Source organism: Rhizobium sp. Leaf384, from assembly GCF_001424065.1.
Lineage (GTDB): Bacteria > Pseudomonadota > Alphaproteobacteria > Rhizobiales > Rhizobiaceae > Ferranicluibacter.
Genome location: NZ_LMQE01000006.1, coordinates 370,755 through 396,557 on the forward strand (window position 1 = coordinate 370,755; position 25,803 = coordinate 396,557).

Here is a 25,803-nt window from a genome sequence, read left to right on the forward strand (position 1 = left end):
TCAGCCGTCATACAGCATGCGGCAAGGCGCGTGCAAATCGCCGCACCCACCGGTCGCCGCGGCAGGCGCAGCCTCGTCTCAGCGCTGTCCCGCGGGTCCTTGTGAAGGCGTGCGCAGCAGGTAGATATCCATGATCCAGCCGTGGCGCGCCCGCGCGGCCGCGCGTGCCTCGACGATCGCGCTTCGGACAGCGCCAAGCCGTCCGGCGATCGTGATCTCCTGCGGCAGACCGAGATAGGCGCCCCAGAAGATCTCGGTATCCAGCTCGTCCACCGCCAGAAAAGCCTCCTCGCCATCCAGCATCACGACCACGGCCTCGGCCGCGCGCGGAAAGATGCCGGACAGGCGCCGTGCGGGCGTAATGGTGACGGGAAGCCCGATGTCGTTGATCGGGATGCGGTGGCGGGCCGCCAGCAGCTGCATGCTGGTGATCCCCGGCAACACGGAAACGTCGAACGCAACATGTCCGGCGTCCCGCACACGCTCGAGAATGCGCAACGTGCTGTCGTAGAGCATCGGATCGCCCCACACGAGGAACGCGCCGGTTTCACCGTCTGCCAGATGATCGAGGAACAGCTGCTCGTGGATGCCTGCGATCGCGGCATGCCAGAGATCGACGCCTTGGCGATAGCCGATGCCATCCGTCTGTCGCCGCGGCACGGCAAACTCCACGAGCCGCACGCTGGCTGAGCCATTGCGCGCAATGATGCCGCGGCGAACGTCGGCAAGCTCGACCTTGTCGTCGCCCTTTGTCGGGACGAAGATCACCTGGGCCTCGCCGATCGCCCTGACAGCCTCGAGCGTCAGGTGATCGGGATTTCCGGTTCCGATGCCGATCACCAGGATCCGGCGCATGGCTTGTCCTCCAAAACACGTTCGTGCTGCCGCGCCTGCGGCCAATGCCGGTCCTATAGCGGGTGGCGCCTTGAAACGCATAATGCTAAAATAAATTCAGAATCTGCCTTTGGTGATAAAAAATTGACATGATCGTCTCTAATGTGACCGCGTCTGCGCAGCGCAAGGGCCGATTGGCATCGCGCTCGGGATCGCAGGCAGGCGTTGGGGAACGCCGGTTCAGGCCACACGACAGCCCTTCCGGCGGGCATTTGGGGTGACGATGACAAAGACCAGACATTCAGGCACGGAGCCGGCGCAGGCTTTGCGGGACTGCAAGGGCGCGTTTATCGGCGTCGGCATCGCCAGTGCGCTGGTCAACGTGCTTTACCTCACGGGCTCGTTCTTCATGCTCGAGGTCTATGACCGCGTCTTGCCGAGCCGCAGCATTCCGACGCTGATCGCGCTCTGCATCCTAGCGCTGTTGCTCTACGCGTTCCAAGGTGCATTCGAGTGGGTGCGCGGCCGCATGCTGGTGCGCATCGCCGGTGCCCTCGACGAGGCAATGACGGGGCGCATCTATCGCACGGTCGTTCGCCAGCCGCTGAAGATGCGGACGGCCGGTGACGGCCTGCAGCCCCTGCGCGATTTCGATCAGGTGCGCGCCTTTCTGTCGGGTGCCGGGCCGGCCGCCTTCTTCGACCTTCCCTGGCTGCCGTTCTACATCGGCATCTGTTTCCTGTTCCACCCGGTCATCGGCATCGTCTCCGTTGTCGGCTCCCTTATTCTCATCGCTCTCACGTTCCTCACCAATCGCGGGACCCAGGGTCCGTCCAAGAAAGCGTCCGAGACCGGCAATCTGCGCAACGCCTTTGCCCAGTCGTCACAGCGCAACGCCGAGGTCATGCAGTCCATGGGGATGCTCGGCCGCATGTCGACGCTCTGGGGCGAGCGCAACGACGCCTATCGGCACCATAACCTGGTGAATTCCGACGTATCGAACGGCTATGGCGCCCTGTCCAAGGTCTTCCGCATGATCCTCCAGTCGGCCGTGCTCGCCACGGGGGCGGTGCTGGTCATCGAGGGACTGGCCTCTCCCGGCATCATCATTGCAGGATCCATTCTCACGGCGCGCGCACTTGCGCCGGTGGAACTGGCCATCGGCAACTGGCGCTCCTTCGTCGCCGCGCGCCAGAGCTGGAAGCGTCTGGGCGACCTCCTGACCGCGCTGCCGGAGCGCGAGGCGCCGCTGGAGCTCCCGGTTCCGCGCGAGAAGCTGACCGCGGAAGCCATTGCCGGCGGACCGCCCGGCATCCAGCGCCTGACCTATGCCGACGTCACCTTTACCCTGAAGAGCGGCAGCGCGCTCGGCATCATCGGCCCCAGCGCTTCGGGCAAGTCTTCGCTCGCCCGCGCCCTCATCGGCATCTGGCCGACCCTGCGCGGAGCCGTCCGGCTGGACGGCGCAGCCCTTGATCAGTGGGACAGCGATCGTCTCGGCAAGCATATCGGCTACCTTCCGCAGGACGTAGAACTGTTCTCCGGCACCGTGGCGCAGAATATCGCGCGCTTCGAAGAGGATGCCGCGCCGGCCGCGATCGTCGAGGCCGCCAAGGCCGCCCGTGTCAACGACCTCATTCTCAAGCTGCCGAACGGCTATGAAACGGAGATCGGCGATGGCGGCTCGTCTCTGTCGGCCGGCCAACGCCAGCGTGTCGCCCTCGCGCGCGCGCTCTACGGCGAGCCCTTCCTCGTCGTTCTCGACGAACCGAACTCGAACCTCGACGCTGAAGGCGAACAGGCGCTGAGCGAGGCCATCCTCGGCGTTCGCGCCCGTGGCGGGATCGTCATCGTCGTTGCCCACCGCCCGAGCGCACTTGCGAGCGTCGACCTCGTGCTGATGATGAATGAAGGCCGCATGCAGGCCTTCGGCCCGAAGGACGAGGTTCTGGCGCAGATCCTCCGCCGCGATCCGCCCCGCCCCGCGGCGACCCAGCCCTCTTCGTCGAACGCCCCGCCGCCGCTACAGGCACAGCTCCCCATGCTCAAAGCCGTCGGCAACGGTCAGGAAACCGCATCATGAGCCCGCGCGAGTCGTCGTCCCCGGTGCCCACGGTGCAGTCCCGCCGGTCTCTTTCGCGCCACATCACGGCCGTCGGAATGATGGCCCTCGTTCTCGTCGGCGGCATCGGCGGATGGGCCGGAACGACGGAGCTTTCGAGCGCCATCGTCGCCCCCGGAACGGTCGTCGTCGAAAACAACGTCAAGAAGATCCAGCACCTGACCGGCGGCATTGTCGGCGAACTGCGCGTGCGTGAAGGCGAAACTGTCGAGGCCGGACAGGTGCTCGTGCGGCTCGATGGCACCACCGTGCGCGCCAATCTGTCGATCGTCCAGAATACGCTGGCCCAGCTCTATGCCCGCCGCGCCCGGATCTTGGCCGAGCAGGCCGGCGAAGCCACGTTCACGGTTCCGAAGATCGTCCAGGTCGTCCCGACAGACATGGCGTCCAAAGGCTTCGAGGACAGCGAGCGACGGCTGTTCGACAGCCGCCGGAGCGCGCTGGTCGGCATGAAGAACCAGCTTGCCTCGCGCAAGGCCCAGCTGAAGGACGAGATCGAAGGCCAGACGGTCCAGCTCAACGCCATTGCCGACAGCCTGAAGCTGATCAGCGAGGAGCTCGAAGGCGTCGACAAGCTCTATGTGCAAGGCCTCGTGTCCATGCAGCGCGTCACGGCTCTCAAGCGTGACCGCGCACAGCTCGAGGGCGATCGCGGCGCTCGTCTTGCCGCCCGCGCACAGGCTGCCGGGAAGTCGAGCGAGATCGACCTACAGATCCTGCAGCTGGACGAGGACCGCCGTACGGAAAATGCCAAGGATCTCACAGATGTCGAGGCACGCATTGCGGAATACGAGGATCGCGGCGTCGCCGCGCTCGACCAGCTGAAGCGACTGGATATTCGCGCCCCGCTGGCCGGCCGGGTTTCGCAGCTCGCCATCCACACGGTCGATGGCGTGGTCAATCCCGGCGAAGTCTTGATGCTGGTGGTTCCCGCGACCGATACGTTGACGATCGAAGCCCGGATCGCGACCACCGACATCGACCAGATCACCCTCGGCCAGCCGGTGGAAATCCGCTTCAGCGCCTTCAACCAGCGAACCACGCCCGTGGTCGAGGGCGAGGTCGCCAATATCGCTCCGGATCAGGTGACAGACCCGCGGACGGGCGCAAGCTACTACCCGCTGCGCATTCGCCCGAAGGCGGCGAGCCTTGCCTCCCTGAAGGGCCTCTCGCTCTATCCGGGCATGCCGGCGGAAACCTACATCAAGATCGCCGACCGGACCGTCATCTCCTATCTTGCCAAGCCTCTGACTGAACAGATGCAGCGCACCTTCCGGGAAGATTGACGGCGGGAGACGGGCTTTCGACGCGGGGCAAAGGGTCCGCTCACGCCGCATTGGATCCGAAGTTCGTTTTCATCCCGAAATCGATACCCGTCCCGGGAAATATACAGTAGGAGACGAGGACGCCCGGCCACGGGCGTTTTCCCAGAAGACCTGAGCGCGTCCATACGGTCGTCAAGGCGAGCACGGCAAGACGACTCCGATGACATCCAAGCGCAAGGGCTATCTCTTCGTCTTCGTCGCAATCCTCATCTTCACGCTGCAGGACGCGACCTCCAAGCACATGGGCAGCCTCTATCCGCCTGTGTTCATCACGATGATCCGCTACTGGGCGTTCGCAGCCTTCGTCGTCCTCCTGGCAGCCCGTTCCAGCGGCGGCCTGAAAGCTGCGGTTTCCACGAAGCACCCGGTGTTGCAGATCCTGCGTGGTCTGCTGCTCGTCAGCCAGATCGTCCTGGTCATTGCCTCCTTTGCCAGCGTCGGGCTGGCGCATTCGCAGGCGATCTTCTCGGTCGGACCGATCTTCGTCGCGCTTCTGTCGATTGTCATCCTCGGCGAGCGCGTCGGCTGGCGCCGCTGGACGGCGATCTTCGTCGGGCTGATCGGCGTCATCGTGATCCTTGATCCGACCGGCAACGAAACGGCCTCGCTGCTGGTCGTTCCCGTCTCGTCCGCCCTGATGTTCGCGTTCTACGTCGTTACCACGCGCCTTGTCAGCCGCGAGGATAGCGCCATGACCAGCTTCTTCTACACCGGCGTCGCCGGAGCCGTGGCGATCACGCTTGTCGGGCCGTTCTACTGGACGTGGTTCGCCCCGGTCGACTGGTTCTGGATGGCGCTCCTCTGCGTCACCGGCACGTCGAGCCACTACTTCCTCATCAAGGCCTATGAATATCTCGATGCCTCGGAGGTGCAGCCCCTGACCTATCTGCAGCTCGTCTTCGCCAGCATCATCGGCGTTTCCGTCTTTGGCGAAGTGCTCAGCGTCAACATGATCGTCGGCGCCGTCATCGTCGTTGGCGCCGGCATCTTCACGGTCTGGCGCGAGAGCGTCGTCGCCCGCAGGGCGGGCGTCCTGCAAACCCACCCTCCGGCCTGAGGCTGGCCTGTGCGAACGGCTCAGATCGGCGGCAATGCCCAGTCGATCGGCGTGCGCCCATGCGCTTCAAGGAAGGCATTGGCTTTGGTAAACGGGCCCGTGCCGAAGAAACCGTTATGCGCAGACAAGGGTGAGGGATGCGCCGAGCGCAGCACGAGATGCCGGCTCTGATCGACAAAGGCCGCCTTCTTCTGGGCGTAGGATCCCCATAGGATAAACACGACCGGCCGCGGCTGATCGTTGACGGCGCGGACGATGGCGTCTGTAAAGGTTTCCCATCCCCGCTTCTGGTGCGACGCCGCCAGCGCCCGCTCCACCGTCAGCACGCTGTTGAGAAGCAGGACGCCCTGTTCCGCCCAATGCTCAAGAAACCCGTGTCGCGCCGGCGGTATGCTGAGGTCGGTCTCGAGTTCCTTGTAGATATTGACCAGAGACGGCGGAATACGCACGCCGGGGCGTACGCTGAAGGACAACCCGTGGGCCTGACCCTCGCCGTGATAGGGATCCTGCCCGAGAATGACGACGCTGACCCTGTCGAGCGGCGTCAGGTCCAACGCCCGGAAATACTCCGAGCCCCGCGGGAAGATCTGCTTTCCCGCCGCCTTCTCAGCCTGCAGGAAGCTCTTGAGCGTCCCCATATAGGCGCTGTCGAACTCCTTCGAAAGCGCGTGTCTCCAGCTCTCCTCCAGCCTGACCGTCCCGTCCATATCGCCCCGTCCTATGCCTGTTGTCTGCGTGTTCCTGTCGCAAACGATAGCTCACCGGGCCGCCGCCGCAAGGGCGGGACAGCAATGTATCTTGACAAATATATCGCTGGCGAAAGCCGAGGGGTGCGTTATATTCTTCGGAATATCTCGAGTTGAGGGGACAACATGCTGCGCAAATTTCGCCGATTGAACGTGAATGCATGGGGCGCGCTGGCGATCTCCATCTTCGCGGCGATGGCACCGGCGACGCCGACTCTGGCCGCGGACAACGTCACGGTGTTTGCGGCTGCAAGCCTGAAAAACGCGCTTGATGCGGTCAATGCGGCTTGGGAGCGGAAAAGCGGAAACGCCGTCACCACCTCCTATGCGGCCAGCTCGGCGCTTGCCAAACAGATCGAAGCGGGCGCTCCGGCCGACATCTTCCTGTCAGCCGATCTTGCCTGGATGGATTACGTCGCAGGCAAGAAGCTCGTTCGCGAGGACAGCCGCTCGACCCTTCTCGGCAACCGCCTTGTTCTCGTCGCACCGGCATCAGACGCTCAAGCCGTCACGATCGCTCCAGGTTTCGACCTCAAAGCACGTCTTGCCGGCGGAAAACTTGCCATGGGTGCGGTCGACTCGGTACCGGCCGGCAAATACGGCAAGGCGGCACTTGAAGCGCTCGGCGTCTGGTCATCCGTCGCGGCGGATGTTGCGGGAGCCGAAAACGTGCGCGCCGCCCTCCTCCTTGTCTCCAAGGGCGAAGCTCCGCTCGGCATCGTCTACGAGACGGATGCCCGCGCCGATCCCTCCGTAAACATCGTCGGCACGTTCCCGGAAAGTTCCCACCTGCCCATCGTCTACCCGGTCGCGATCCTCGCGGAGAGCAGACATCCGGACGCCGCCGCCTATCTCGACTTCGTTCGCTCGCCTGCCGCAAAGCCGCTCTTCGAAGCGCAAGGCTTTACCGTTCTCGACAAATAGGAGAAGGCTAAGCCGGCGCAGACAAGGCCGACTGCGGCTGCCGGAGCGGCGAACCAACGTGGAGAACCAGGGACCGTGGAGTGGCTTGCCATCAGCGATGCAGAATGGACAGCCATCCGGCTGAGCCTGAAAGTATCGGCCGTTGCCATGCTGTCGAGCCTGCCTTTGGCCCTCCTCGCCGCCATGGCGCTTGCCCGGGGCCGGTTCTGGGGCCGCTCCCTCCTGAACGGCCTGGTGCACCTGCCGCTGATCCTGCCGCCGGTCGTTACCGGCTTCCTGCTGCTCATCGTGTTTGGACGGCGCGGGCCGGTCGGCGCATTTCTCGAAACCTACACGGGTCTCGTCCTCTCCTTCCGCTGGACGGGGGCTGCTCTTGCCTGCGCGGTCATGGGGTTCCCGTTGATGGTGCGTAGCATCCGCCTGTCGATCGAGGCGGTGGACAGGCACCTCGAACAGGCCGCAGCCACGCTCGGCGCCTCACCCGGCTGGGTCTTTGCCACGATCACCCTGCCGCTGATCCTGCCGGGCATCATTGCGGGCATGATCCTTTCCTTCGCCAAGGCCATGGGGGAATTCGGCGCGACGATCACATTCGTGTCCAACATCCCCGGGGAGACGCAAACGCTGTCCGCGGCCATCTATACGTTTACACAAGTTCCGGGCGGCGACAGCGGCGCGTTGCGCCTGACCCTCGTCTCCATCGTCATTTCCATGGCCGCGCTGCTTCTCTCGGAATGGCTCGCCAACGCTGCCGCGCGCAAGGTTGCCGGCGCATGACGCTCGACGTGTCCGTGTCTCACCAGCTCGACGCCTTTTCGCTCGACATCGCCTTTTCCGCTGACGCAGGCGTCACCGCCCTTTTCGGGCGCTCGGGCTCGGGCAAGACCTCGCTGATCCGCATCCTCGCAGGCCTCATCCGTCCGGACGAAGGGCAGGTGCGGCTCGACGGCGAAACGATCCTCGATACAAAAAGCCGGACGATCATCCCGCCGCACCGCCGGCGCTTCGGAACGGTGTTCCAGGAAGGCCGGCTGTTTCCACACCTCAGCGTGCGGCAAAACCTGCTCTACGGTCGATGGTTTTCGAAGGAGCGGCCGGACAATGCCGAGATCGCGCGCATCGTGGACCTTCTCGGCATCGCACCGTTGCTCTCGCGCTCCACCACCCGTCTCTCCGGCGGCGAGAAACAGCGGGTCGCGATCGGCAGGGCCCTGCTGGCCCGGCCACGCCTCTTGCTGATGGATGAACCGCTTGCCGCCCTCGACGAGGCACGCAAGGCCGAGATTCTGCCGTATCTCGAACGCCTGCGCGACGAGACCGACATTCCGATCCTCTATGTCAGCCATTCCATCGCGGAAGTGACGCAGCTTGCCGATCGCGTGTTGATGATCGAGAATGGCCGGCTGACGGGAAGCGGCACCGCAGCGGATATGCTCAGCCTGCCGGGTTCGAGCGAGGCCATCAGTCGCAGGGAGGCCGGCACCATGCTGGAGGCGGTCGTCGCCGCCGACCAGCCCGATCCGCGGCTCGTCAGCGTGGTCGCCGGCGGCCTGAACCTCCGGCTGGCCGCCAGCGGGCGGCAGCGGGGGCAACGCCTTCGGCTGCGGATTGCCGCTCGCGACATTCTCCTGGCAACCCGCCGCCCGGATGGCCTGAGCGCCCTGAACATCATCGAGGGCATCATCACGGGCATGGAACCCTCCGGCCACGATCAGGTCGATGTCGCGCTCGACTGTTCCGGGACACGGCTGACGGCACGCATCACCAGCGTCTCGGCCGACATTCTGGATCTTACGCCCGGAATGACGATCCATGCGGTGATCAAGACGGTGGCGCTGGATCCGTGAGCCCGGCGCGCTGCGCCTCGAGCCAGGCGATATCCTCGGCCATGGCAGACAGCGCCTTTTCCTCCATCGCCCGGAAACGCGCGATCAGCGCCTCGCCGAACGGCGTCACCATGGCGCCGCCGCCCTGTTTGCCGCCGCGCTGGGAGGTCACGGCCTCCTCCCCGAACATCGCATTGACCGCGCTGACCAAGAGCCAGGCGCGACGGTAGCTCATGTCCATGGCGCGCCCTGCCGCCGAGATCGAACCGGTCTCGCGAATATGTTCGAGAAGCGTGATCTTGCCGCGCCCGAGCCGCTGCAGCCCGGAAGGACTTGGCAGATCGATCCGGATGACCGGCCGCGGCCGGGATATCTGGTCCATGGGGCATCCCGTCGAGGATTGAAAGGGAAACCAGGCGCAGCTTCCCTGTGCGCCGCAGGGGAGCGAAAGCGGACGCGGCTGTCAACCCGTCCTGCAGCGCGGTCCTCAGCCCATCCGTTCGGACGCGTAAGAGCCCGGACTTGCCGGGAAGACGATGGTTCGATTGCCGTTCATGAAGACGCGGTGGTGGATATGGGCATGCACGGCGCGGGCGAGAACCTGGCTTTCCACGTCCCGGCCGATGGAAACATAGTCGTCCGGTGACTGTGCATGCGTGATGCGGGCAATGTCCTGCTCGATGATCGGACCTTCGTCCAGGTCCTCGGTGACATAATGCGCCGTCGCGCCGATCAGCTTCACGCCGCGCTCGTAGGCCTGCTTGTAGGGATTGGCCCCCTTGAAGCTTGGCAGAAAGGAGTGGTGGATGTTGATGATGCGGCCCGACATCTTCTTGCAGACGGCATCCGACAGAACCTGCATGTAGCGGGCGAGCACGATCAGTTCCGCATTCGACTGCTCGACAATGTCCATCAGTCGCGCCTCGGCCTCGACCTTGTTGTCCTTGGTCACCTTGATGTGATGAAAGGGAATGTCATGATTGACGACCACCTTCTGGTACTCGAAGTGATTGGACACGACGCCGACGATCTCAACCGGCAGCGCGCCGATCTTCCAGCGATAAAGAAGGTCGTTCAGACAATGCCCGAAACGCGACACCATCAACAACACTTTCATACGCTTGGCGGAGTCGTGGATCTGCCATGTCATGGCGAAGGTTTCCGCAATCGGTGCGAACCCTTCCTGTATGGTCGCCTCGGTGGCGCCCTCTTCCGAAATGAAGCTGACCCGCATGAAGAACAGGCCGGTCTGCAGATCGTCGAACTGAGAACTGTCAACGATATTGCAGCCTTGCGTCGCCAGATAACCGGAGATCGCAGCAACGATGCCTCGGGTCGACGCGCAACTGACGGTCAGCACATAGCTCTTCATGAAATGGGTCTCTCGCTCTTGCCGATCACCACGGACGCTATCGCCCGGCTGACTGCAAGCTATCGCGCCTGCCGACCGTCCGTCCATCCGCTTCGCGACATCCGCTAGCAGGAACCGGCCATCCGATCACTCCCGGGCCGGCAACAGAGATTCAAAGCGTCGGAAATCGGCAGAACGTAGCACCAGAGATCCGCAAAATTCTTGTTAACGCGCCGGTTACCCTCTCTCGCACAAGCCGTGTGCTCTGCAGCATCCATTAGTCTTTGCCCTCTACATCTGCGTTCGGAACGACGAACCGCGCGCTCCAGCGAATGCGGATGCGGCTCGATCACGGCAACGACCCGGGAAGACTCAATGTCCACGGAAAAGCCCAAGCGGCAGCTATCGGTGAACTTCGCCATCAACGTCGCAGGAGCTATCGCGCCGATCGTGATCGCGCTGGTGACGGTGCCCATTCTCGTGCGCCATATCGGCGATGCCCGCTACGGCGTCATGTCGATCGTCTGGGTTCTGCTCGGCTATCTCGGCTTTCTCGACCTTGGCCTGTCGCGCGCCTCGACGAACGCCCTGTCGCGCCTTCCCTTCTCGGCAACCCAGGAACGCTCCGAGATCGTCGCAACGTCCTTCCTCCTCAACATGGCGCTGGCAGGCCTCGGCGCCGTGCTTCTCTATTTCGCCGGCAACTTCCTGCTGCTCACCGTCTTCACCGTGCCACCGGAACTCGAGGCGGAGATTGCGACGGCGCTGCCGTTCATCGCCTGTCTCCTGCCGCTGGCGCTGATCTCGGGGTTTTCGATCGGCATTCTGGAATCGCGAGAGCGCTTTTTCCTGGCCAATGCGCTGCAGATCGGCGGCATGATCGTCGGGCAAGTCGTCCCGGTCCTCTGCGCCATCCTGATATCTCCCAATCTCTCAGTCATCATTCCCGCCGCTGCACTGTCCCGCGCTGCCTCCGTCATCGTGGCGACGCTGATCGCGCTCTATACGGAACAGGGCTTCCGCTTCGACCGGTTCCGGTTTGCCAAGGTCCGCTCGCTGATGAACTATGGCGGCTGGATCACGCTTTCCTCGATCATCCTGCCGGTGCTCAACACGCTCGACCAGATCATCATCGGCAAGACGCTAGGCGTCAGCGCCGTCACCTATTATTCGGTTCCCATGAACCTCGTGATGCGCAGTCAGGTCTTTACCAGTTCGCTCGCGCGCACGCTGTTTCCCCGCCTGTCGAGCCTGCCGCGCGCGGAGGCCATCGCGATTTCGGAACGTGCGATGATGGTGAGCGGGATTCTCTATGGCGGCCTCTGCGCGGCAGGAATCTTTCTCATGCGGCCCTTCCTCGATCTCTGGATGGGGCCGTCCTTTACCGCGATCGCCGGGACCGTCGCGGTCGTCCTCCTGATGGGCAGCTGGCCAAATGCCCTGACCTTCGCGCCCTTCACGCTGCTGCAGGGGCAGGGGCGCCCCGACATGACGGCAAAGATCCATGTGGCGCAGATGGTGCCCTATGTCCTTCTGCTGTTGCTGCTCACGCATCAGTTCGGCATTCTCGGCGCCGCCATCGCCTTCCTCTGCCGCGGCTATGCGGATTGCAGTCTGCTCATCCTCTTTTCCCAGATGCCCCGGCGCATCTTCCGCGCGCTTTTCCCGTCCGCCGTTCAGGTCATCGCGGCGGGCCTGCTCCAAATCCTGCTTGCAGGCTCCACGCTGGCCCTCTTTTTGGCCGCATGTGTCAGCATGATCGTTTCAATCGTTCTCCTGCGCGCCCAGGAACGACAGGTGTTTGACGAAACGCTGGCGGTCGCGGCGGGCGCATGGAACCGGCGGCGCGCGCGGGAGGCCACCGCGCCCGTAACCAACCCGTCGACCGTCGGGCGAACCTTTCCGCCGGCTGTAGGGGCGCCGAAAACGGTCGAGAACCAGGGAGCGTGACGGTGGCGACACAGGAAAGGACCGCGATGATGCCGGATGCGCGAAAACCGCTGATCGTCCAGGTCGTCCGCCAGTTCCTGCCCAATCGCGGCGGGCTGGAAGACGTCGTCGCCAATCTCTGTCATTCGCTGCCCGACCGCGGCTTTCGCGTGCGCGTCGTCACCTGCGATCGCCTGTTTTCCGAACCTGAGCGTGGCCGGCTGCCTGCAAGAGAAACGATCGACGGCATCGAGATCGTCCGCATTCCCTGGCGCGGCTCCAGCCGATATCCCGTCGCCCCCGCCGTTTTCCGACATCTGCACGAAGCCGATCTCGTACATGTCCACGCGATCGACTTCTTCTTCGATGCCCTCTCTTGGGGACGCGTCCTTCATCGGCGCCCCATGGTCGTAACCACCCATGGCGGCTTCTTTCACACCAAGGCCTTCTCCGCCCTGAAGCAGACCTGGTTCAACACCGTCACGCGTGTCTCGGCACAAGGCTATTCCGAGATCATCGGCTGCAGCGAGGCCGACGTGCGCACCTTCGCGCCGATTGCCGGAAACCGCGTGCGCCTCATCGAGAACGGCGTGGACATCCGCAAGTTCGAGGATGCTGCCAGCCGCGTGCCGACACGCCGGCTCGTCACCATCGGGCGCTTTTCCGCCAACAAGCGCCTGCCGTTGCTCATTGCTTTGACCGCGGCCCTCAAGGCGCGCCATCCCGACTGGGGCCTCGACATCATTGGCGTTCCCTCCGATCTCACCGTCGACAGGCTGCAGGCCGAGGCGCAGCGGCAGGGCGTCGAGACGGCGGTCGCCATCCACAAGGGCCTTTCCAATTCCGAGATCCGCGACCGACTGGCCAAGGCGTCCCTGTTCGTCTCGGCGTCCGACTATGAAGGATTCGGCCTGGTGGCCGTCGAGGCGATGAGCGCCGGCCTCCTGCCGGTCCTGAACGACAACACCGCCTTCATCGATCTCGCCGCGCGGCACCCGGCGCTGTTGCTCAGCGACTTTGCCGACCTCACCGCGACGGCCGATATCCTGGAGGCTGCGCATGCCCGCCTCGAAGCACGGGGCGACGCGCTTCGGGCCGAATTGATGGGTGCCGCGAGAACCTATGGCTGGAGCGCCGTGGCCGACCGCTATTGCGACGTCTATCGTTCGGTGCTCGGCCCTGCTGCGGCGCCCCGCTCCAATCTCTCGTTCGACGAGACCGCCCCTGCCCGATGAGGACCGACATCATGCAACCGAAACGTTCCCTCGCCGGGCGCGCCGCCCGCCTGCTCGCGCTGGCAGCCTGCCTCTCGACCGGCGTCCAGCCGGCTCTTGCCGGATGCCTCAACGGCGTCAACCTCGCCGGTGCCGAATTCGGCACCATGCCCGGCGTATTTGGCAAGGAATATACCTACCCTTCCAAGGAGACGATCGATTACTTTGCCGGCAAAGGTTTCAACACGGTCCGCCTCCCATTCCGCTGGGAGCGTATTCAACGAAAGCTGAACGGCCCCCTCGACAGCGAGGAGTTGACGCGTCTGAAAGATGCCGTGGCGGCCATGCGGGCGCACGGACAGACGGTCATTCTCGACCTGCACAACTACGCGCGATACAACGAAAAGATCGTCGGAACGAAGGATGTGCCGCAAGCAGCGCTCGCCGATGTCTGGGCGCGCCTCGCCAGGGTTTTCGCCAATCAGAAAGGCGTGGTCTTCGGGCTGATGAACGAGCCGTTCGACATGGCTCCCACCGCCTGGCTGCCGCCGGCCAACGCGGCCATTGCAGCAATCCGCAAGACGGGTGCAAAAAATCTCGTGCTGGTGCCCGGCGTCTCCTGGACCGGTGCGCACAGCTGGAAGGCCGACATCGAGGGGTCTTCCAATGCCTCGACCATGATCAAGGTCAAGGACGCCGCCAACAACATGGCGTTTGAGGTGCACCAGTATCTCGACAACGATTTCTCGGGGACACAGGACGATTGCCCTCGCGGTGAAGACGCCGTCGCCGCGCTCCGCTCCATGACGGACTGGTTCCGCGCCAACAAGACGCGCGGCTTCCTTGGCGAATTCGGCGGCTCCGCGACATCGGACTGCATGATTGGGCTGGCGCGCATGATCGACGTGATGGCGGATGCAAAGGACGTGTGGATCGGTTGGACCTACTGGGCTGCCGGCGATTGGTGGTCGCCCGACGAACCCCTGAACATCCAGCCGACCGAAACCGGCGACAGGCTGCAACTGAGGGCGCTCACGACGCGCAAGCTCGCGCGCGAAGAGGACAGCTGCCCTGCCCTCGATGCCGTCAAGCCACGCTGAGGGAAGGGCTGGCTGCCGGGGCCGACCGGGCATCCTTCGGCGCGCGCCCGAGCACCGTCTCGTCGAGAACCGAGATGGTGCCGAACAGAAACCACAACAGCCCTGCGGTCTTGATGGAATAGCCGCTGTCGCTGATGATCATGAGCAGCAGCAGGTAGACAATGACCATGCCGTGGAAAATGCGGGCCCTGCCGCTTTTCAGCGGCGCGAAGACGAGCAGGCCCCATAGCCCCATGAAGCCGAACAATCCGAACTTCGTCAGCGTGTAGGCAAGCCCCGAATCGGCAGTGAACTGCGTCGTCGTCTGGGCGCCGAACACCACGCGAAGGTCGAGCGAGGTCAGAAGATGGGCCGTGACCTGGAACCGCCCGCCAATATCGTTCGGGCCGCCCTGCGTTCCTGACTGGATGCCGTAATAGGCCAGCACCGACAGCATGATGAACGGCAGCACGTACCACGCAAGTCGCGGCATGACCCGATAGACCGGCAGGAGCAGAGTCATCAGGATGCAGGTATAGAGTCCGAACCGCGCATCTCCGAGGGCAATCACCGTCAGCGCGAGACAGAGCGTCACGAACCGCAGGCGCATGGTCGGCCTAAACAGGCACCAGCCATAGACGATCGCGCCGAAATTGCCGACCGACACGGGTTCGAGGAAGACCGAAGACACGCGATGCATGCCGAGAAACGGCAGAATGGTGCGCGCACTCGGACGCATGCCGCTGATGAACAGGCCGGTCGTCTGCCCGTAAAGCTGATCGACGGTCACGCTGCCCCGGGCGAGATAATAGCCGATGACGTTGAAGAACGAGATGTAAACATCGAGCGCCATGTACTCGAACAGGCCGACAGCCACCACAATGGCTGCCGAGACGAAAACCAGCCGATCGGCAAGCCGGAGATCGTGCAGCGTGCGGCCGGCGAAGTAGAAGCCGATCGGGATGAGGATGTCCCGCAACGCCTTGAGGTCGGGTTGGCCGCGCATCGTGAACAGGAAAAGCATATAGGAGATGTAGACCGCCAGAAGCATGTACGGAGCCGTGCGCCGCCCCAGCGCGACGATGAAGACGCAGCCGACGAGAACCATCTCCGACATCATCACATGTCCGTCCGACACCCGCGTCACACGCGTGTTGACGAGACAAAGGAGCGCGTTGAAGACGAGACCGCCGATGACGCTGAAGGCCGCAAGGCGCGTATAGAGGCCCCGCCACGCGTCGTCGTCCGATGGTACAAGGCCGCGGACCGGCAAGGCATATCGCGCGGAAACGTCCTGCAGGACGCTCATCAGGCCGACGCCTCGACAAGAACGACCCCGACGAGCTTGGTGGCCCACGGCCGGAGCGTCTGCGCAAGGTCCTTCAGATCGGCGCGGCCGACCCGCCCCGGCTTGATGAGGATGGCGATCGCGTCGCTGTCCTTGACGAAGGCCATCAGCCGCGCGGCATGTTCCTCCCCCGTTGCATCGACGATTGAAAAATCGGCCGGTGCAGGCCGGACGGCGGCCGACAGGAGGGAACCGGATGCACGACTGCGCTGACGCGGCATGGCATGGCGATCGAGGCGACGATAATTGACGCTCTCGAAGGCCGGCACGCCGCCCATCTGCATCCGTTGCAAGGTGCCGGCCAGCGGCGATGTCGCGGATACGGATGCGGTTGCCACATCGACCGCGGCACCGGTAGCGGCCAGCGCATGCGCGATATCACCGACCAGCGTCTCATCCGGCGTGTCCGCGCCGGGCGACAGAAACACGATGCGGGCGGGCATGGCGGAGACGGCATCGGCCAAGACATAAGCGGTGCGCGCAACACCGGCCTCGCGCTGTCGTTCGATGGCCTGTGAACGGGCCGTAGCCCGTCCGGCGCGCGGAAGGCGCCGCCGCAACCGTTGAAGGACACCGCCCCAACGGCCGGAGCGATGTCCATCCCAGGCGTCATTTTTCAGAGCTCCATGTCTCGGCATCTGGCGCGGCGCGAGGCGCGCGATGACGGGGACGCCGAGCATGTCGACGATCTGCCGATCGGAGGTCACGCGGCCATCGAGCATGTCCAGCGCGACGGCAACGACCGACCCTGCAGCGGCGCCAAACAGGAAGCCGGCGATGGCCACAAGCACGGCAGAGGCCCGCGTCGTCTTCGTCGGCGGCAGTGCGTCCGAGATGATGCGCGAATTTCCCGAGCCGATGTCATACTGGCGGCTCAACTCTTCCGAACGCGTGAGGAAGGATGTGTAGACGCCGCGGATCGCGTCCGCCTCGCTCTGAAGCTGTGCCAACGTCGTGCGGGCGTCACCGCTGTCGCCGTTGGCGTTACGGAGCGCGGCAAAGCGCGCTTCGAGGGCTGCAACATTCGCCTTGCTGCGCTCGTAGGTGTTGCGCACGGAGTCCTGCACCCGTTTCAGCTCCGACTCCAGCGCCCGGCGCATGCTTTCGGCCTGCGCTTGGGCGGTCAAGAGCTGGGGATGGCGGCTGCCAAGGCTGGTCTGAAGCTCGGCCAGCCGGTCGAGCGTCTGCGCATAACGGGTGCGCAGCGTCGTGACCGACGTCTGCTGAAGCGCTTCGGGAATTGCGCCCGAGGCAAGATCGCCGGTGGTGAGAGCCCGCACCTGATTATAGTTGATCTGCTGCTGCTCCAGGGCGGCGCGTGCGCTTCCCAGTTGCTGCGTCACATCCTCAAGCTGCTGGTCCGTGACCAAACCCTTTTCACCCGTACTGATCAGGCCGTTCTGGGTCCGGAACTTGACGACCTTGTCCTCAGCTTCGAGCAGCCGCTTCCGCAACGCCTCTGCCTCGACCTGCAGGCTCATACTGGCCTTGAGGCTCTTGTCGGAACCGACCTTGTTCGCCTTGTCCAGGTAGATTGTGGACACGGTATTGGCGATTTCTGCGGCGCGGGCGGCATTCGGATGCTGGGCCGTGATGGTAAACACCAGCGACTGGTCCGCACGGGTGATGATGAGGTTCTGCGCCAGTGCCGCGGCCGCACCGGCCGTCGCGGCTTCGAGCGAACCGGGTCCGGCATCGGCGCCCGCGTCGGGAGGCGATCGCCCGAGGATCCGCCCGATCAGGCCGGCCTTCGCCTGGAAGAAGGGATCCTTTTGCAGTTCGAGCTTGCGCGCCGCTTCGGAAAGGACGCTGAATGACTGCATGACGTAAATCTGGCTGTCGATGGCCTGCTGCGCTTGGGCCGGTGCGACCGTATCGCCGGCAGATTGGCCGACCGCGGCGAGGCGCTCGGGATCGAGCAGAATCTGTGTGGATGCGCGAAACACGGCCGGCTGGCTCAGCACGAAGGCGAGGCCGAGGCCACCGAAGATCAACGCCGTGCCGATGACGATGCCGATGCGGCGCATCACGATCGACGGAAGTTGAAAGACATCGATGTCCATGGGGCTTCCATTCCACGCCAGGTTGCTGCGAGAACGCTCGGTCGAGACGTGCCGATGTGAGGCGACAGGCAGCGATCTGCACGAGATTCTCCGTCCGAAGAATTGACAGTTTATCGTTAACAACCTCTGAACGACGCCTCCGACGCTCCGCCCAAGCCCTGCAACTTCAGGGCTTTGCGCGCACATCTCGCCGCCGCACCATATGAGGCGCTGCTTGAGGAAACTTTAGCTATATTCCTTAGCCCGTTTTTAGCCTGCAACCGGTAAGTCTGCCGCATGACAGCCAAGACCCCAGCCGTGCTGAGAAGGAGCGATGCTATGAAGACCCAAATCCGAGAGATGCTTGCCCAATATGCGTCGCTGCCGTCGGCAGCCGATCTGGATGACGACGCGGACCTCTATGCTGCCGGCATGTCGTCGCATGGCTCCGTCCAGCTCATGCTCGCGCTGGAAGACACGTTCGATGTCGAGTTTCCCGACAACCTCCTGAACCGCAAATCGTTTTCCACCATTGCGATCATCGAGCAGACGGTCAACCAGCTGGTTGCTGGGAAAGAAGCCGCCTGATGGACGTCTCCCTCAACGCTCATGGATCGACGCTGCTGGAGCGTGCACGCCGCGTGGCGGGCATCGCAGGCCAGCACGCAGACGACGTGGACCGCAATGCCCGCTTCCCGCGTGAAGCTGTCGATGCCCTGATCTCGGAGCGGCTCCTGTCGATCCAGATCCCCGTCACACTGGGCGGTGAGGGCGCGACGACCGCGCAGATCGCGGAAGCCTGCACCGTTCTCGGCCAGGCCTGCTCCGCCGCTGCCATGATCTTCGCCATGCACCACATCAAGCTGTCGAGTCTCGTGTCTCACGGGATCGACAGTCCCTGGCATCAGAGCTTCATGCGCCGCGTCGTCGACGAACAGCTTCTCATCGCCTCGGCGACGACCGAGGGCGGCATCGGCGGCAATATGCGCAATTCGATTTGCGCCATCGACGTGGACGGAGATATCTGCCGGTTGCAGAAGGATGCGACGGTCATCTCCTACGGTCGTCACGCCGACGCGATCCTCATCACCTCCCGCGCCCATTCGGAGGCTGCCAGCACCGACCAGGTGATGACGGTCTTCACGAAGGACCAGTACACGCTGGAACGGACCAACGAGTGGGACACGCTCGGCATGCGCGGCACCTGTTCGGAAGGCTACCTTTTCAACGGGACGGCGCCGAAGGAGCAGATCCTGCCGAAGCCCTTTGCCGAGATTGCTGCACAATCGATGCTGGCCAGCTCGCACCTTCTCTGGGGTGGCGTCTGGTATGGCATCGCCGTCAATGCGATGACCCGCGCACAGGCCTTTGTTCGCGCCGCAGCGCGCAAGAGCCCCGGCCAGACACCGCCTGGCGCACTGCATCTCGCGGAAGCCTCGAGCCTTCTGCAGCAGGTCCGAGCCAACATCACGGCCGGAATTGCCCGCTACGAGGCGGCCCTTGTCGAGCCGGAGCAGCTTTCCTCCATGGGCTTCTCCGTCGCGATGAACAACGTCAAGCTCGCGGTCTCCCAGACCGTGCCGAAGATCATCGACCACGCCATGCAGATCACCGGCATCATGGGCTACAAAAACGGCACCCCGTTCTCGCTCGGGCGCCACCTGCGCGACGCGCAGTCCGCGCAGTTGATGATTTCCAATGACCGCATTCTCGCGAACACGTCGAACATGCTTCTCGTCAACAAGATCGAAACAAACCTTCTGGGGTAACCGACATGGATATGCAGCTTCCCTTGCTTGACCGGCTGTTTGCGGCCGGCCTCCTCATCGATACCGGTGTCGACGGACTTTACGGCCGCAGCGGCGTGTTCGAAGACGTCATCACCCGCTTCGAAGCGGTCATCGATGGCCTCGGCGGCGTGGACAAGCCGGAGACCATCCGCTTCCCGCCCGGCATGAATCGCGCCCACTTCGAAGGCTCGGGCTACATGAAGAGCTTTCCGCAACTGGCCGGCACCATCCATTCCTTCTGCGGTTGCGAGCTCGACCATGTCAGCTTGCTCACCTGCATGGAGGAAGGCAAGGACTGGACCGGTCAGCAGCAGGCAACCGATATCGTTCTGACGCCCGCCGCCTGCTACCCGCTCTATCCGACGATCGCCAAGCGTGGCGCCCTGCCGGCTGGCGGCGGCTTGTTCGACCTGCAATCCTATTGCTTCCGTCACGAGCCCTCGAAGGAGCCGACCCGCATGCAGCTGTTCCGCATGCGGGAATATGTGCGCATGGGCAAGCCTGCGGACGTCGTTGCTTTTCGCCAGGACTGGATGGAACGCGGCACAAAGCTGATGGAATCAGTGGGCCTCCCGGTTGAGATCGACGTTGCCAACGATCCGTTTTTCGGTCGTGCCGGCAAGATGTACAAGAACAACCAGCGCAACCAGAACCTCAAGTTCGAGCTGCTGATCCCTGTGAATGCCAATGCCGGCCCGACCGCCTGCATGAGCTTCAACTACCACCAGGATCATTTCGGCAAGACCTGGGGTCTGACGACGGAAGACGGTGAGACTGCCCATACAGCCTGCGTCGGCTTTGGACTGGAACGCATCGCCCTGGCCCTGTTCAAGCATCATGGCCTCGACGTCGCGGCCTGGCCGGCGCACGTCCGCAAGACGCTCTGGGGCTGATACATCCATGCAAGCCGTGTTCCCCGGCCTCGCGCCCGAGACCTATCGCCCGCATGCGCTCCACGACCAGGAGCGCATGTGGCCGGAAACGAACTGTTACATCGATCTGTGGATCGAGGTCTTGAACACGATGAACCTGCCGCCGGAAGCCATGCTCGGCTTCACGCTGACGCAGGATTTTGAAGGCGACCAATTCACTTTTTTCAAGGTGCCGCTGGAAGACCTTGACACGCTTTACGGCATTACCTGCACGGAGCTTGCCATTTTCGACAAGGTCGAGAGGCATGTGGAGACCCAGATCGCGCGCGGCCGTCTCTGCCTCGTCGAGATGGACAGCTTCTTCATGCCCGACACCGCCGGCGTGGCCTACCGCCGCGAGCACGGCAAGACGACGATCGGGATCAACCGGCTGGATGCCGCCGGCCGCAGCCTTGATTATTTTCACAATGGCGGCTTCTTTCGCCTGGAAGGCGACGATTTCGATGGCCTGTTCCAGACGCTGAGCGCGCCGGACGCTTTGCCGCTCTTGCCCTACACCGAGTTCGCCAAGCTGCCGAACGGGCGCCCGGACGAGGCCCATCTCCGGAAAGCAGCAGACGCGCGGCTCGCCTTCCATTTCGCCCGCCGCCCGAGCGCGAACCCGTTTCACGCTTTTGCCGCCGTCTTGCCCGGGCAGGTCGAGGCGCTGGCCGGCCGCGACTTCGACTTCTTCCACAAATACGCCTTCAACACGCTTCGTCAATTCGGCGCGAACTACGAGCTTCTGGCCACGCATCTCGCCTGGCTTGCGACCGATGGGCGCTATGAGACCGAACGTCTCGCCGCGCTGAAGATCTCCGAAGTCGGCAAGACCGTCCAGTTCCAGGTCGCACGTGCCGTCAACCGAAAGAGGTTCGACGCCCTCGCCGGCACGCTCACGCCCGCTGCCGAGGCCTGGGACACGCTGATGCAAGGGCTGGCGACGAAGCTCGCCTGACCCGCCTCTGAAGGTCGAGACACAGGAAACGCAGGCCATCATGACATCGCTTCCCGCCTGCCTCCGTCTTGTGGATCCACGGCCCGTGACACAAGGCTGGCGCCTCGTCCTGACGGCTCCGGGTTTACACACGGAGCCTTCCGGTCTGACCGACGACGACGGCATCCCGGCCCTGGTCCCCGGCACCGTGGCTGAAGCGCTAGAAGCGGCAGGCCTTTTCGACCGTACCGCCCCGCATCCACTGAACGGGCAGGACGCCTGGTTCCTCACCGTTCTCGAGGACGAACGGCCGGGAGAGGCCCTTCTGCGCTTCGAAGGGCTTGCGACCATCGCGGACGTCTTTCTCAATGGCGAAAAGATCCTGTCGTCGCAGAGCATGTTCACGCGTCATGCCGTTTCCGTCCGCCTCACCGGGGACAAGGACCGCCTTGCGATCTGCTGCCGGGCTCTCCTGCCGCATCTGTCGCGAAAGTTGAAGCGCGCGCGCTGGCGCACCAAAATGATCGTGCCTGCAGGTCTGCGCGGTGTGCGGACCACGACACTCGGCTACATGCCGGGCTGGTGTCCGGAGATCCAGGCGGCCGGGCCCTATCGTCCGGTGACGCTCGAGCGTCCTCAAGAGACGGCCGTCGGTGCTGTCAACATCGCTGCTGCGCTCGACGCGGACGGCACAGGCCATCTCACCGTCCGTTTCGAGACCACGACGACCCTTCCGATCCGCCTTTGCTGCGCCGGTCACGTGACAGACATGTCGGTTGAAGACGGTCACGCAGAGGCGACACTCGTTCTCCCCGGTATCGCCCCCTGGTGGCCGCGCAGTCATGGGGAGCCGCGGCTTCACGACGTCGAGATCCTCGTCAACGGAGATCGCATCGCTCTCGGTCGCACCGGCTTCCGGCGAACCGAGATTGATCGGGGTGCCGATGGCACGCATTTCGCTCTGAAGGTCAACGGCGTCGATGTCTTCTGCCGCGGCGCCGTCTGGACCAATGCGGACATCGCGAGACTGCCGGGAGACCGTACGGCCTATGCGCCCTGGCTTCACTTGGCCGCCGAAGCCAACATGAACATGATCCGCATCGGCGGAACTATGACCTATGAAACCCAGGCATTTTTCGCGCTCTGCGACGAGCTCGGTCTGATGGTCTGGCAGGACGTCATGCTGGCCAATTTCGACTATCCGGCCGAAGACGAGGTTTTCGCCGAAGCGCTTCGGGAAGAGGTCGAGACGCTGCTGCAAATGACGCGTGCGTCTCCATCGCTCGTCATCGTTTGCGGCGGCAGCGAAATGTACCAGCAGGCCGCGATGATGGGCCTTGCAGAACGGGTCTGGGCCGGCCCCCTCACGGAGACGCTTCTCCCCGGCATCGTCGCCGACCTTCGTCCAGATCTTGTCTATGTCCCCAACTCTCCGTTCGGCGGCGCGCAGCCGTTTTCGCCGAACGCAGGCGTTGGGCATTACTACGGCGTCGGCGCCTATGAACGACCGCTGGAGGACGCCAGACGCGCCGATGTTCGTTTCGCCGCCGAATGCCTCGCCTTTTCCAACGTGCCGGAACAGGCGACGCTCGACACGCATCTGCCGGTCGCGCCCGTCCACGATCCCCGCTGGAAGGCGCGCGTCCCCCGCGATCGCGATGCTTCCTGGGACTTCGAGGATACGCGGGATCATTATCTTGGCCTTCTCTATGGCCTTGACCCTGCCCGGCTCAGACGGGAGGATCCCGCGCGCTATCTTGATCTTTCCCGCGCCGTCACGGGCGAAGTCGTCGAGGCGACATTCTCTGAGTGGCGACGGACGGGATCCGGATGCGGTGGCGCGCTCGTCTGGACACTCCAGGATCTGCTTGCGGGAGCCGGCTGGGGCCTTGTCGATGCCACGGGTCTGCCGAAGCCCGTCTGGCACGCCGCCCGTCGTGCCTTTCGCCCCGTTCAGGTCTTGCTCCTCGACGAAGGAACGAACGGCCTTGATGTCCATCTCGTCAACGATACGGCCGACGCCGTCCCCGTGCGGCTGGAGCTGACATGCCTGCGCGCCGGTCGCCAGCCCGTCGTCTCCGGCCGGCATGAAACCGTGCTTGCCCCGAGATCGAAGAGGCGTCTCGCGGCGACCGACCTGTTCGGGGCTTTCTACGATACGACCTATGCCTTTCGTTTCGCCGGTCCGCAGCATGACGTAACCGAGGCACGCCTCGTTTCGTCGGAGACGAACATGGTGATCGCCGATGCCTTCCACTTTCCGCTCGGTCGCCGCGCAGCCATCCACGATGCGACGCTGACCGCAGCGGTGGTGGATATCGCGGGCGGGTTCGCGGTCGACATCGCCACCGACCGCTTCGCGCAATCGATACACATTGTTTGTCCCGGCTTTCTGCCGTCCGACAACTGGTTCCACCTCGCCCCGGGCCCGGCACGCCGCATCGGATTGATGCCGTTGCCCGCTGCGGACGCGGACGCGACGTCGACACGCCCTGCCTGCGAGATCACCGCGATCGGCAGTGCCTTTCCCGTGCACGTCTGATGTGAACGCCCCGGGCGCTTATCCGACCTTGCGCGTGGAGGATGTGAACGCGAGGATCGTATCGCGGATGTGGTGGCGCAACACGCTGCGTGCAGCGGGTGGCGTCACATTGTGGTCCGCGTCGGCCAGCAGGAAGCGGGAGACATCTGGGTAGCGCGCCAGGAGCTGGCCGTCCCGGCCGAAATGCTGTCCGAGTCGCGCCAATCCGATGTCGCCTTCGCTGTAGACGAGCGAAACCGGGACATGGCGCTCGCGCAGCTGCCGGAACGCGCGGTGTACGCCAGTGCGAAGCTTCGCGTCGACGGACAGCGATCCCATCACCGGCGCTACCACCTTCGAAACGCGACGTGCCACGATCTTCAGAAGATTGCCGGCCGCGCGCGGCACGTCGATCTTGCCGGAGATCAATCTGTAGGCGGTTTCCATGCGAAAGGCGCGTCGCTTGTAATCTTCCAGGGAACGCGGGTTGTAGCGAACCATCTGGTCGACATCGTCGCGGGGATCCCAGGCGAAGGTCAGGATATTGACGGCGATCACGCCCCGGCAACGCGGGTCGGCCAACGCGGCGTTGAACGCGAGATAAGCACCACTGCACCGGCCGACGAAAACCGGATCGGGCAGACCGATGGCCTCGATGCGATCGAGCGCCGCGCGCACATCGGCGATCTGACCGGGCGAATAGAGCACCTGCGCCTCTCCGTTCGGTACGGGAGGGCTGTCGGCGATGCCGGCGGCATCGAACCGGAAGGACGCGATCCCGGAAACCGCCAGAAAGCGCGCGGTCTCGACGGTCGACCGGGCCCAGCCGGACTGGCGATCGTAGCCCGTGCCCAGCAGCAAGGCGGTGCCCGCGGGAATGGAATTGGCAGGCGTGCAGAGGACACCGAACAGCCGGTCGCCGGCACCGAACCGCATGGGACATTCGATGAAGTCGCTGCCGTCGAGGACGCCGGAAGACGGCATGCCCGGACCCGGCCCTCCATTGGCGTTTGAGAGATCGAAGCCGAGGATCCACGTCGTCAGCGCCTTGAAGACGGCAATGGGCGCCTCGGCAGTAATGGGGTTCGACACGAGATCGGAATACCCCTCGAAGTCCACGCGGGTAACATCCGCCCCCGCATTTTGCAGCTGGCGGGAAAAGCCTGCATCCATGTCGGATTGCGGGCGTTCCGCAATGAAAAAGCGGATCGAGGCCGGCGGTTCGAAAGCCCTGAGATCCGCACTGCGCACCGCGGCGGCAACGCTGTCCTCCATGACGAGCCCGGCTATCGACGTGTTCAGCCCACTGCTGCCCGGCGGCAGACCCAGGCCCTCATCGACGACCTTCGACCACAGCGACAACTCCCGCAGATAGCGCCGTCCATGGGTGACAGGGGCAAGAAAAGCGACACCTTCCGGCTGAAACGATGAATCCTGTGCCTGCAGGAGGGCGAGAATGGGTAAGGCCCCGAAACCCTGCGTCACCACCACCAGACGGTCGCAACCGGTGAGATCACGCAGTCTCCGTGCCGCCGCCAGTGCTGTCGCGGCAAAGGGTTCGAGACCGGCGGGCACGGAGATGTCCAGCGCATCGCCCGTACCGGGATGATCGTAGCGCAGGCTTGCAACACCGACTGACGCGAGACGATCGGCAAGCTCGCGCCAGGCCTTGTGCACACACAGTTCCTCCAGTCCCCAGGGGCTGACGAACAGCACGGCTGCCCGCGTCGCCAACCCTTGTGCCGGTGTGTAAAGGCCAATGGTGTTTTCGAACGTGACGGGCTGGCCTGCAGAACACGGCATCGCGATGGTATCCATGCTGACGGCAGACATTGCACATTGGTTCC

Annotated in this window: 21 protein-coding genes; 14 read left to right on the top strand and 7 right to left on the bottom strand. The window is 64.0% G+C overall.

Annotation, left to right across the window (positions count from 1 at the left end):
• Positions 1 to 78 precede the first annotated feature (78 nt).
• A complete protein-coding gene (gene cobF, locus ASG25_RS15305) occupies positions 79 to 855 on the bottom strand; it encodes a precorrin-6A synthase (deacetylating) (RefSeq protein WP_062475475.1) in 777 nt (258 codons plus the stop codon).
• Positions 856 to 1,117: 262 nt separating this feature from the next.
• Between cobF and ASG25_RS15310 the strand changes: the two genes are divergently transcribed.
• The 3 genes from ASG25_RS15310 to ASG25_RS15320 all read left to right on the top strand — a co-directional run bounded on the left by ASG25_RS15310 (position 1,118) and on the right by ASG25_RS15320 (position 5,338).
• Complete coding sequence (locus ASG25_RS15310) at positions 1,118 to 2,917, top strand: type I secretion system permease/ATPase (RefSeq protein ID WP_062475478.1); 1,800 nt, start codon at positions 1,118 to 1,120, stop codon at positions 2,915 to 2,917.
• Entirely contained in the window at positions 2,914 to 4,242 is a 1,329-nt protein-coding gene (locus tag ASG25_RS15315; protein ID WP_062475481.1) for an HlyD family type I secretion periplasmic adaptor subunit, read from the top strand. Before ASG25_RS15310 ends, ASG25_RS15315 begins: the two co-directional genes overlap by 4 nt.
• Before the next feature lie 199 nt (positions 4,243 to 4,441).
• Positions 4,442 to 5,338, top strand: a complete 897-nt coding sequence (locus ASG25_RS15320; protein WP_062475485.1) for a DMT family transporter — start codon at positions 4,442 to 4,444, stop codon at positions 5,336 to 5,338.
• A gap of 20 nt (positions 5,339 to 5,358) precedes the next feature.
• Here the strand turns inward: ASG25_RS15320 and ung are convergent, their stop codons facing one another.
• Positions 5,359 to 6,045 (bottom strand): uracil-DNA glycosylase, encoded by a 687-nt coding sequence (ung, locus tag ASG25_RS15325; RefSeq protein WP_062475488.1) that lies wholly within the window; start codon positions 6,043 to 6,045, stop codon positions 5,359 to 5,361.
• A gap of 165 nt (positions 6,046 to 6,210) precedes the next feature.
• Between ung and modA the strand changes: the two genes are divergently transcribed.
• From modA to modC, 3 genes are all read left to right on the top strand, one after another.
• Positions 6,211 to 7,008 (top strand): molybdate ABC transporter substrate-binding protein, encoded by a 798-nt coding sequence (gene modA / locus ASG25_RS15330; RefSeq protein WP_082480224.1) that lies wholly within the window; start codon positions 6,211 to 6,213, stop codon positions 7,006 to 7,008.
• Between the two features lie 75 nt (positions 7,009 to 7,083).
• Positions 7,084 to 7,785, top strand: coding sequence for a molybdate ABC transporter permease subunit (modB, locus tag ASG25_RS15335; RefSeq protein WP_062475491.1), 702 nt, complete (start codon positions 7,084 to 7,086; stop codon positions 7,783 to 7,785).
• On the top strand, positions 7,782 to 8,855 hold the full coding sequence (modC, locus tag ASG25_RS15340) for a molybdenum ABC transporter ATP-binding protein (RefSeq protein WP_062475495.1): 1,074 nt from the start codon (positions 7,782 to 7,784) through the stop codon (positions 8,853 to 8,855). The genes modB and modC overlap by 4 nt, the downstream gene beginning before the upstream one ends.
• Here modC and ASG25_RS15345 read toward each other — a convergent pair.
• Positions 8,830 to 9,216, bottom strand: a complete 387-nt coding sequence (locus ASG25_RS15345) for a winged helix-turn-helix domain-containing protein (protein WP_062475498.1) — start codon at positions 9,214 to 9,216, stop codon at positions 8,830 to 8,832. The genes modC and ASG25_RS15345 overlap by 26 nt on opposite strands.
• A gap of 105 nt (positions 9,217 to 9,321) precedes the next feature.
• The gene (gene purU, locus ASG25_RS15350; protein WP_062475501.1) at positions 9,322 to 10,206 is read right to left on the bottom strand and encodes a formyltetrahydrofolate deformylase; all 885 of its coding nucleotides are present in this window, start codon (positions 10,204 to 10,206) and stop codon (positions 9,322 to 9,324) included.
• A gap of 354 nt (positions 10,207 to 10,560) precedes the next feature.
• On the opposite strand from purU, the gene ASG25_RS15355 reads away from it, so the two are divergent.
• Genes ASG25_RS15355 through ASG25_RS15365 form a run of 3 tightly spaced genes read left to right on the top strand, consistent with a single transcriptional unit; the run spans position 10,561 to position 14,428 of the window.
• Positions 10,561 to 12,135 (top strand): flippase, encoded by a 1,575-nt coding sequence (locus ASG25_RS15355; protein WP_062475504.1) that lies wholly within the window; start codon positions 10,561 to 10,563, stop codon positions 12,133 to 12,135.
• A 26-nt stretch (positions 12,136 to 12,161) separates the two neighbouring features.
• On the top strand, positions 12,162 to 13,349 hold the full coding sequence (locus tag ASG25_RS15360) for a glycosyltransferase family 4 protein (protein WP_062475507.1): 1,188 nt from the start codon (positions 12,162 to 12,164) through the stop codon (positions 13,347 to 13,349).
• An 11-nt stretch (positions 13,350 to 13,360) separates the two neighbouring features.
• The gene (locus tag ASG25_RS15365) at positions 13,361 to 14,428 is read left to right on the top strand and encodes a glycoside hydrolase family 5 protein (protein ID WP_062475862.1); all 1,068 of its coding nucleotides are present in this window, start codon (positions 13,361 to 13,363) and stop codon (positions 14,426 to 14,428) included.
• Here ASG25_RS15365 and ASG25_RS15370 read toward each other — a convergent pair.
• Positions 14,415 to 15,716: a hypothetical protein gene (locus ASG25_RS15370; protein ID WP_062475510.1), complete on the bottom strand. Its 1,302-nt coding sequence runs from the start codon at positions 15,714 to 15,716 to the stop codon at positions 14,415 to 14,417. The two genes, ASG25_RS15365 and ASG25_RS15370, sit on opposite strands and share 14 nt — an antisense overlap.
• Positions 15,716 to 17,818 (bottom strand): GumC family protein, encoded by a 2,103-nt coding sequence (locus ASG25_RS15375; RefSeq protein WP_062475513.1) that lies wholly within the window; start codon positions 17,816 to 17,818, stop codon positions 15,716 to 15,718. The genes ASG25_RS15370 and ASG25_RS15375 overlap by 1 nt, the downstream gene beginning before the upstream one ends.
• 318 nt (positions 17,819 to 18,136) lie before the next feature.
• On the opposite strand from ASG25_RS15375, the gene ASG25_RS15380 reads away from it, so the two are divergent.
• Genes ASG25_RS15380 through ASG25_RS15400 form a run of 5 tightly spaced genes read left to right on the top strand, consistent with a single transcriptional unit; the run spans position 18,137 to position 23,977 of the window.
• The gene (locus ASG25_RS15380) at positions 18,137 to 18,385 is read left to right on the top strand and encodes an acyl carrier protein (RefSeq protein ID WP_062475516.1); all 249 of its coding nucleotides are present in this window, start codon (positions 18,137 to 18,139) and stop codon (positions 18,383 to 18,385) included.
• A complete protein-coding gene (locus ASG25_RS15385) occupies positions 18,385 to 19,566 on the top strand; it encodes an acyl-CoA dehydrogenase family protein (RefSeq protein ID WP_062475519.1) in 1,182 nt (393 codons plus the stop codon). The genes ASG25_RS15380 and ASG25_RS15385 overlap by 1 nt, the downstream gene beginning before the upstream one ends.
• Before the next feature lie 5 nt (positions 19,567 to 19,571).
• Entirely contained in the window at positions 19,572 to 20,480 is a 909-nt protein-coding gene (locus ASG25_RS15390; RefSeq protein ID WP_062475522.1) for an amino acid--[acyl-carrier-protein] ligase, read from the top strand.
• A 7-nt stretch (positions 20,481 to 20,487) separates the two neighbouring features.
• Positions 20,488 to 21,456, top strand: a complete 969-nt coding sequence (locus ASG25_RS15395) for a DUF1839 family protein (protein WP_062475525.1) — start codon at positions 20,488 to 20,490, stop codon at positions 21,454 to 21,456.
• A 40-nt stretch (positions 21,457 to 21,496) separates the two neighbouring features.
• Complete coding sequence (locus tag ASG25_RS15400) at positions 21,497 to 23,977, top strand: glycoside hydrolase family 2 protein (RefSeq protein ID WP_062475528.1); 2,481 nt, start codon at positions 21,497 to 21,499, stop codon at positions 23,975 to 23,977.
• An 18-nt stretch (positions 23,978 to 23,995) separates the two neighbouring features.
• Here ASG25_RS15400 and ASG25_RS15405 read toward each other — a convergent pair whose 3' ends face one another.
• Positions 23,996 to 25,759 (bottom strand): alpha/beta hydrolase, encoded by a 1,764-nt coding sequence (locus ASG25_RS15405; RefSeq protein WP_156379867.1) that lies wholly within the window; start codon positions 25,757 to 25,759, stop codon positions 23,996 to 23,998.
• Positions 25,760 to 25,803 lie beyond the last annotated feature (44 nt).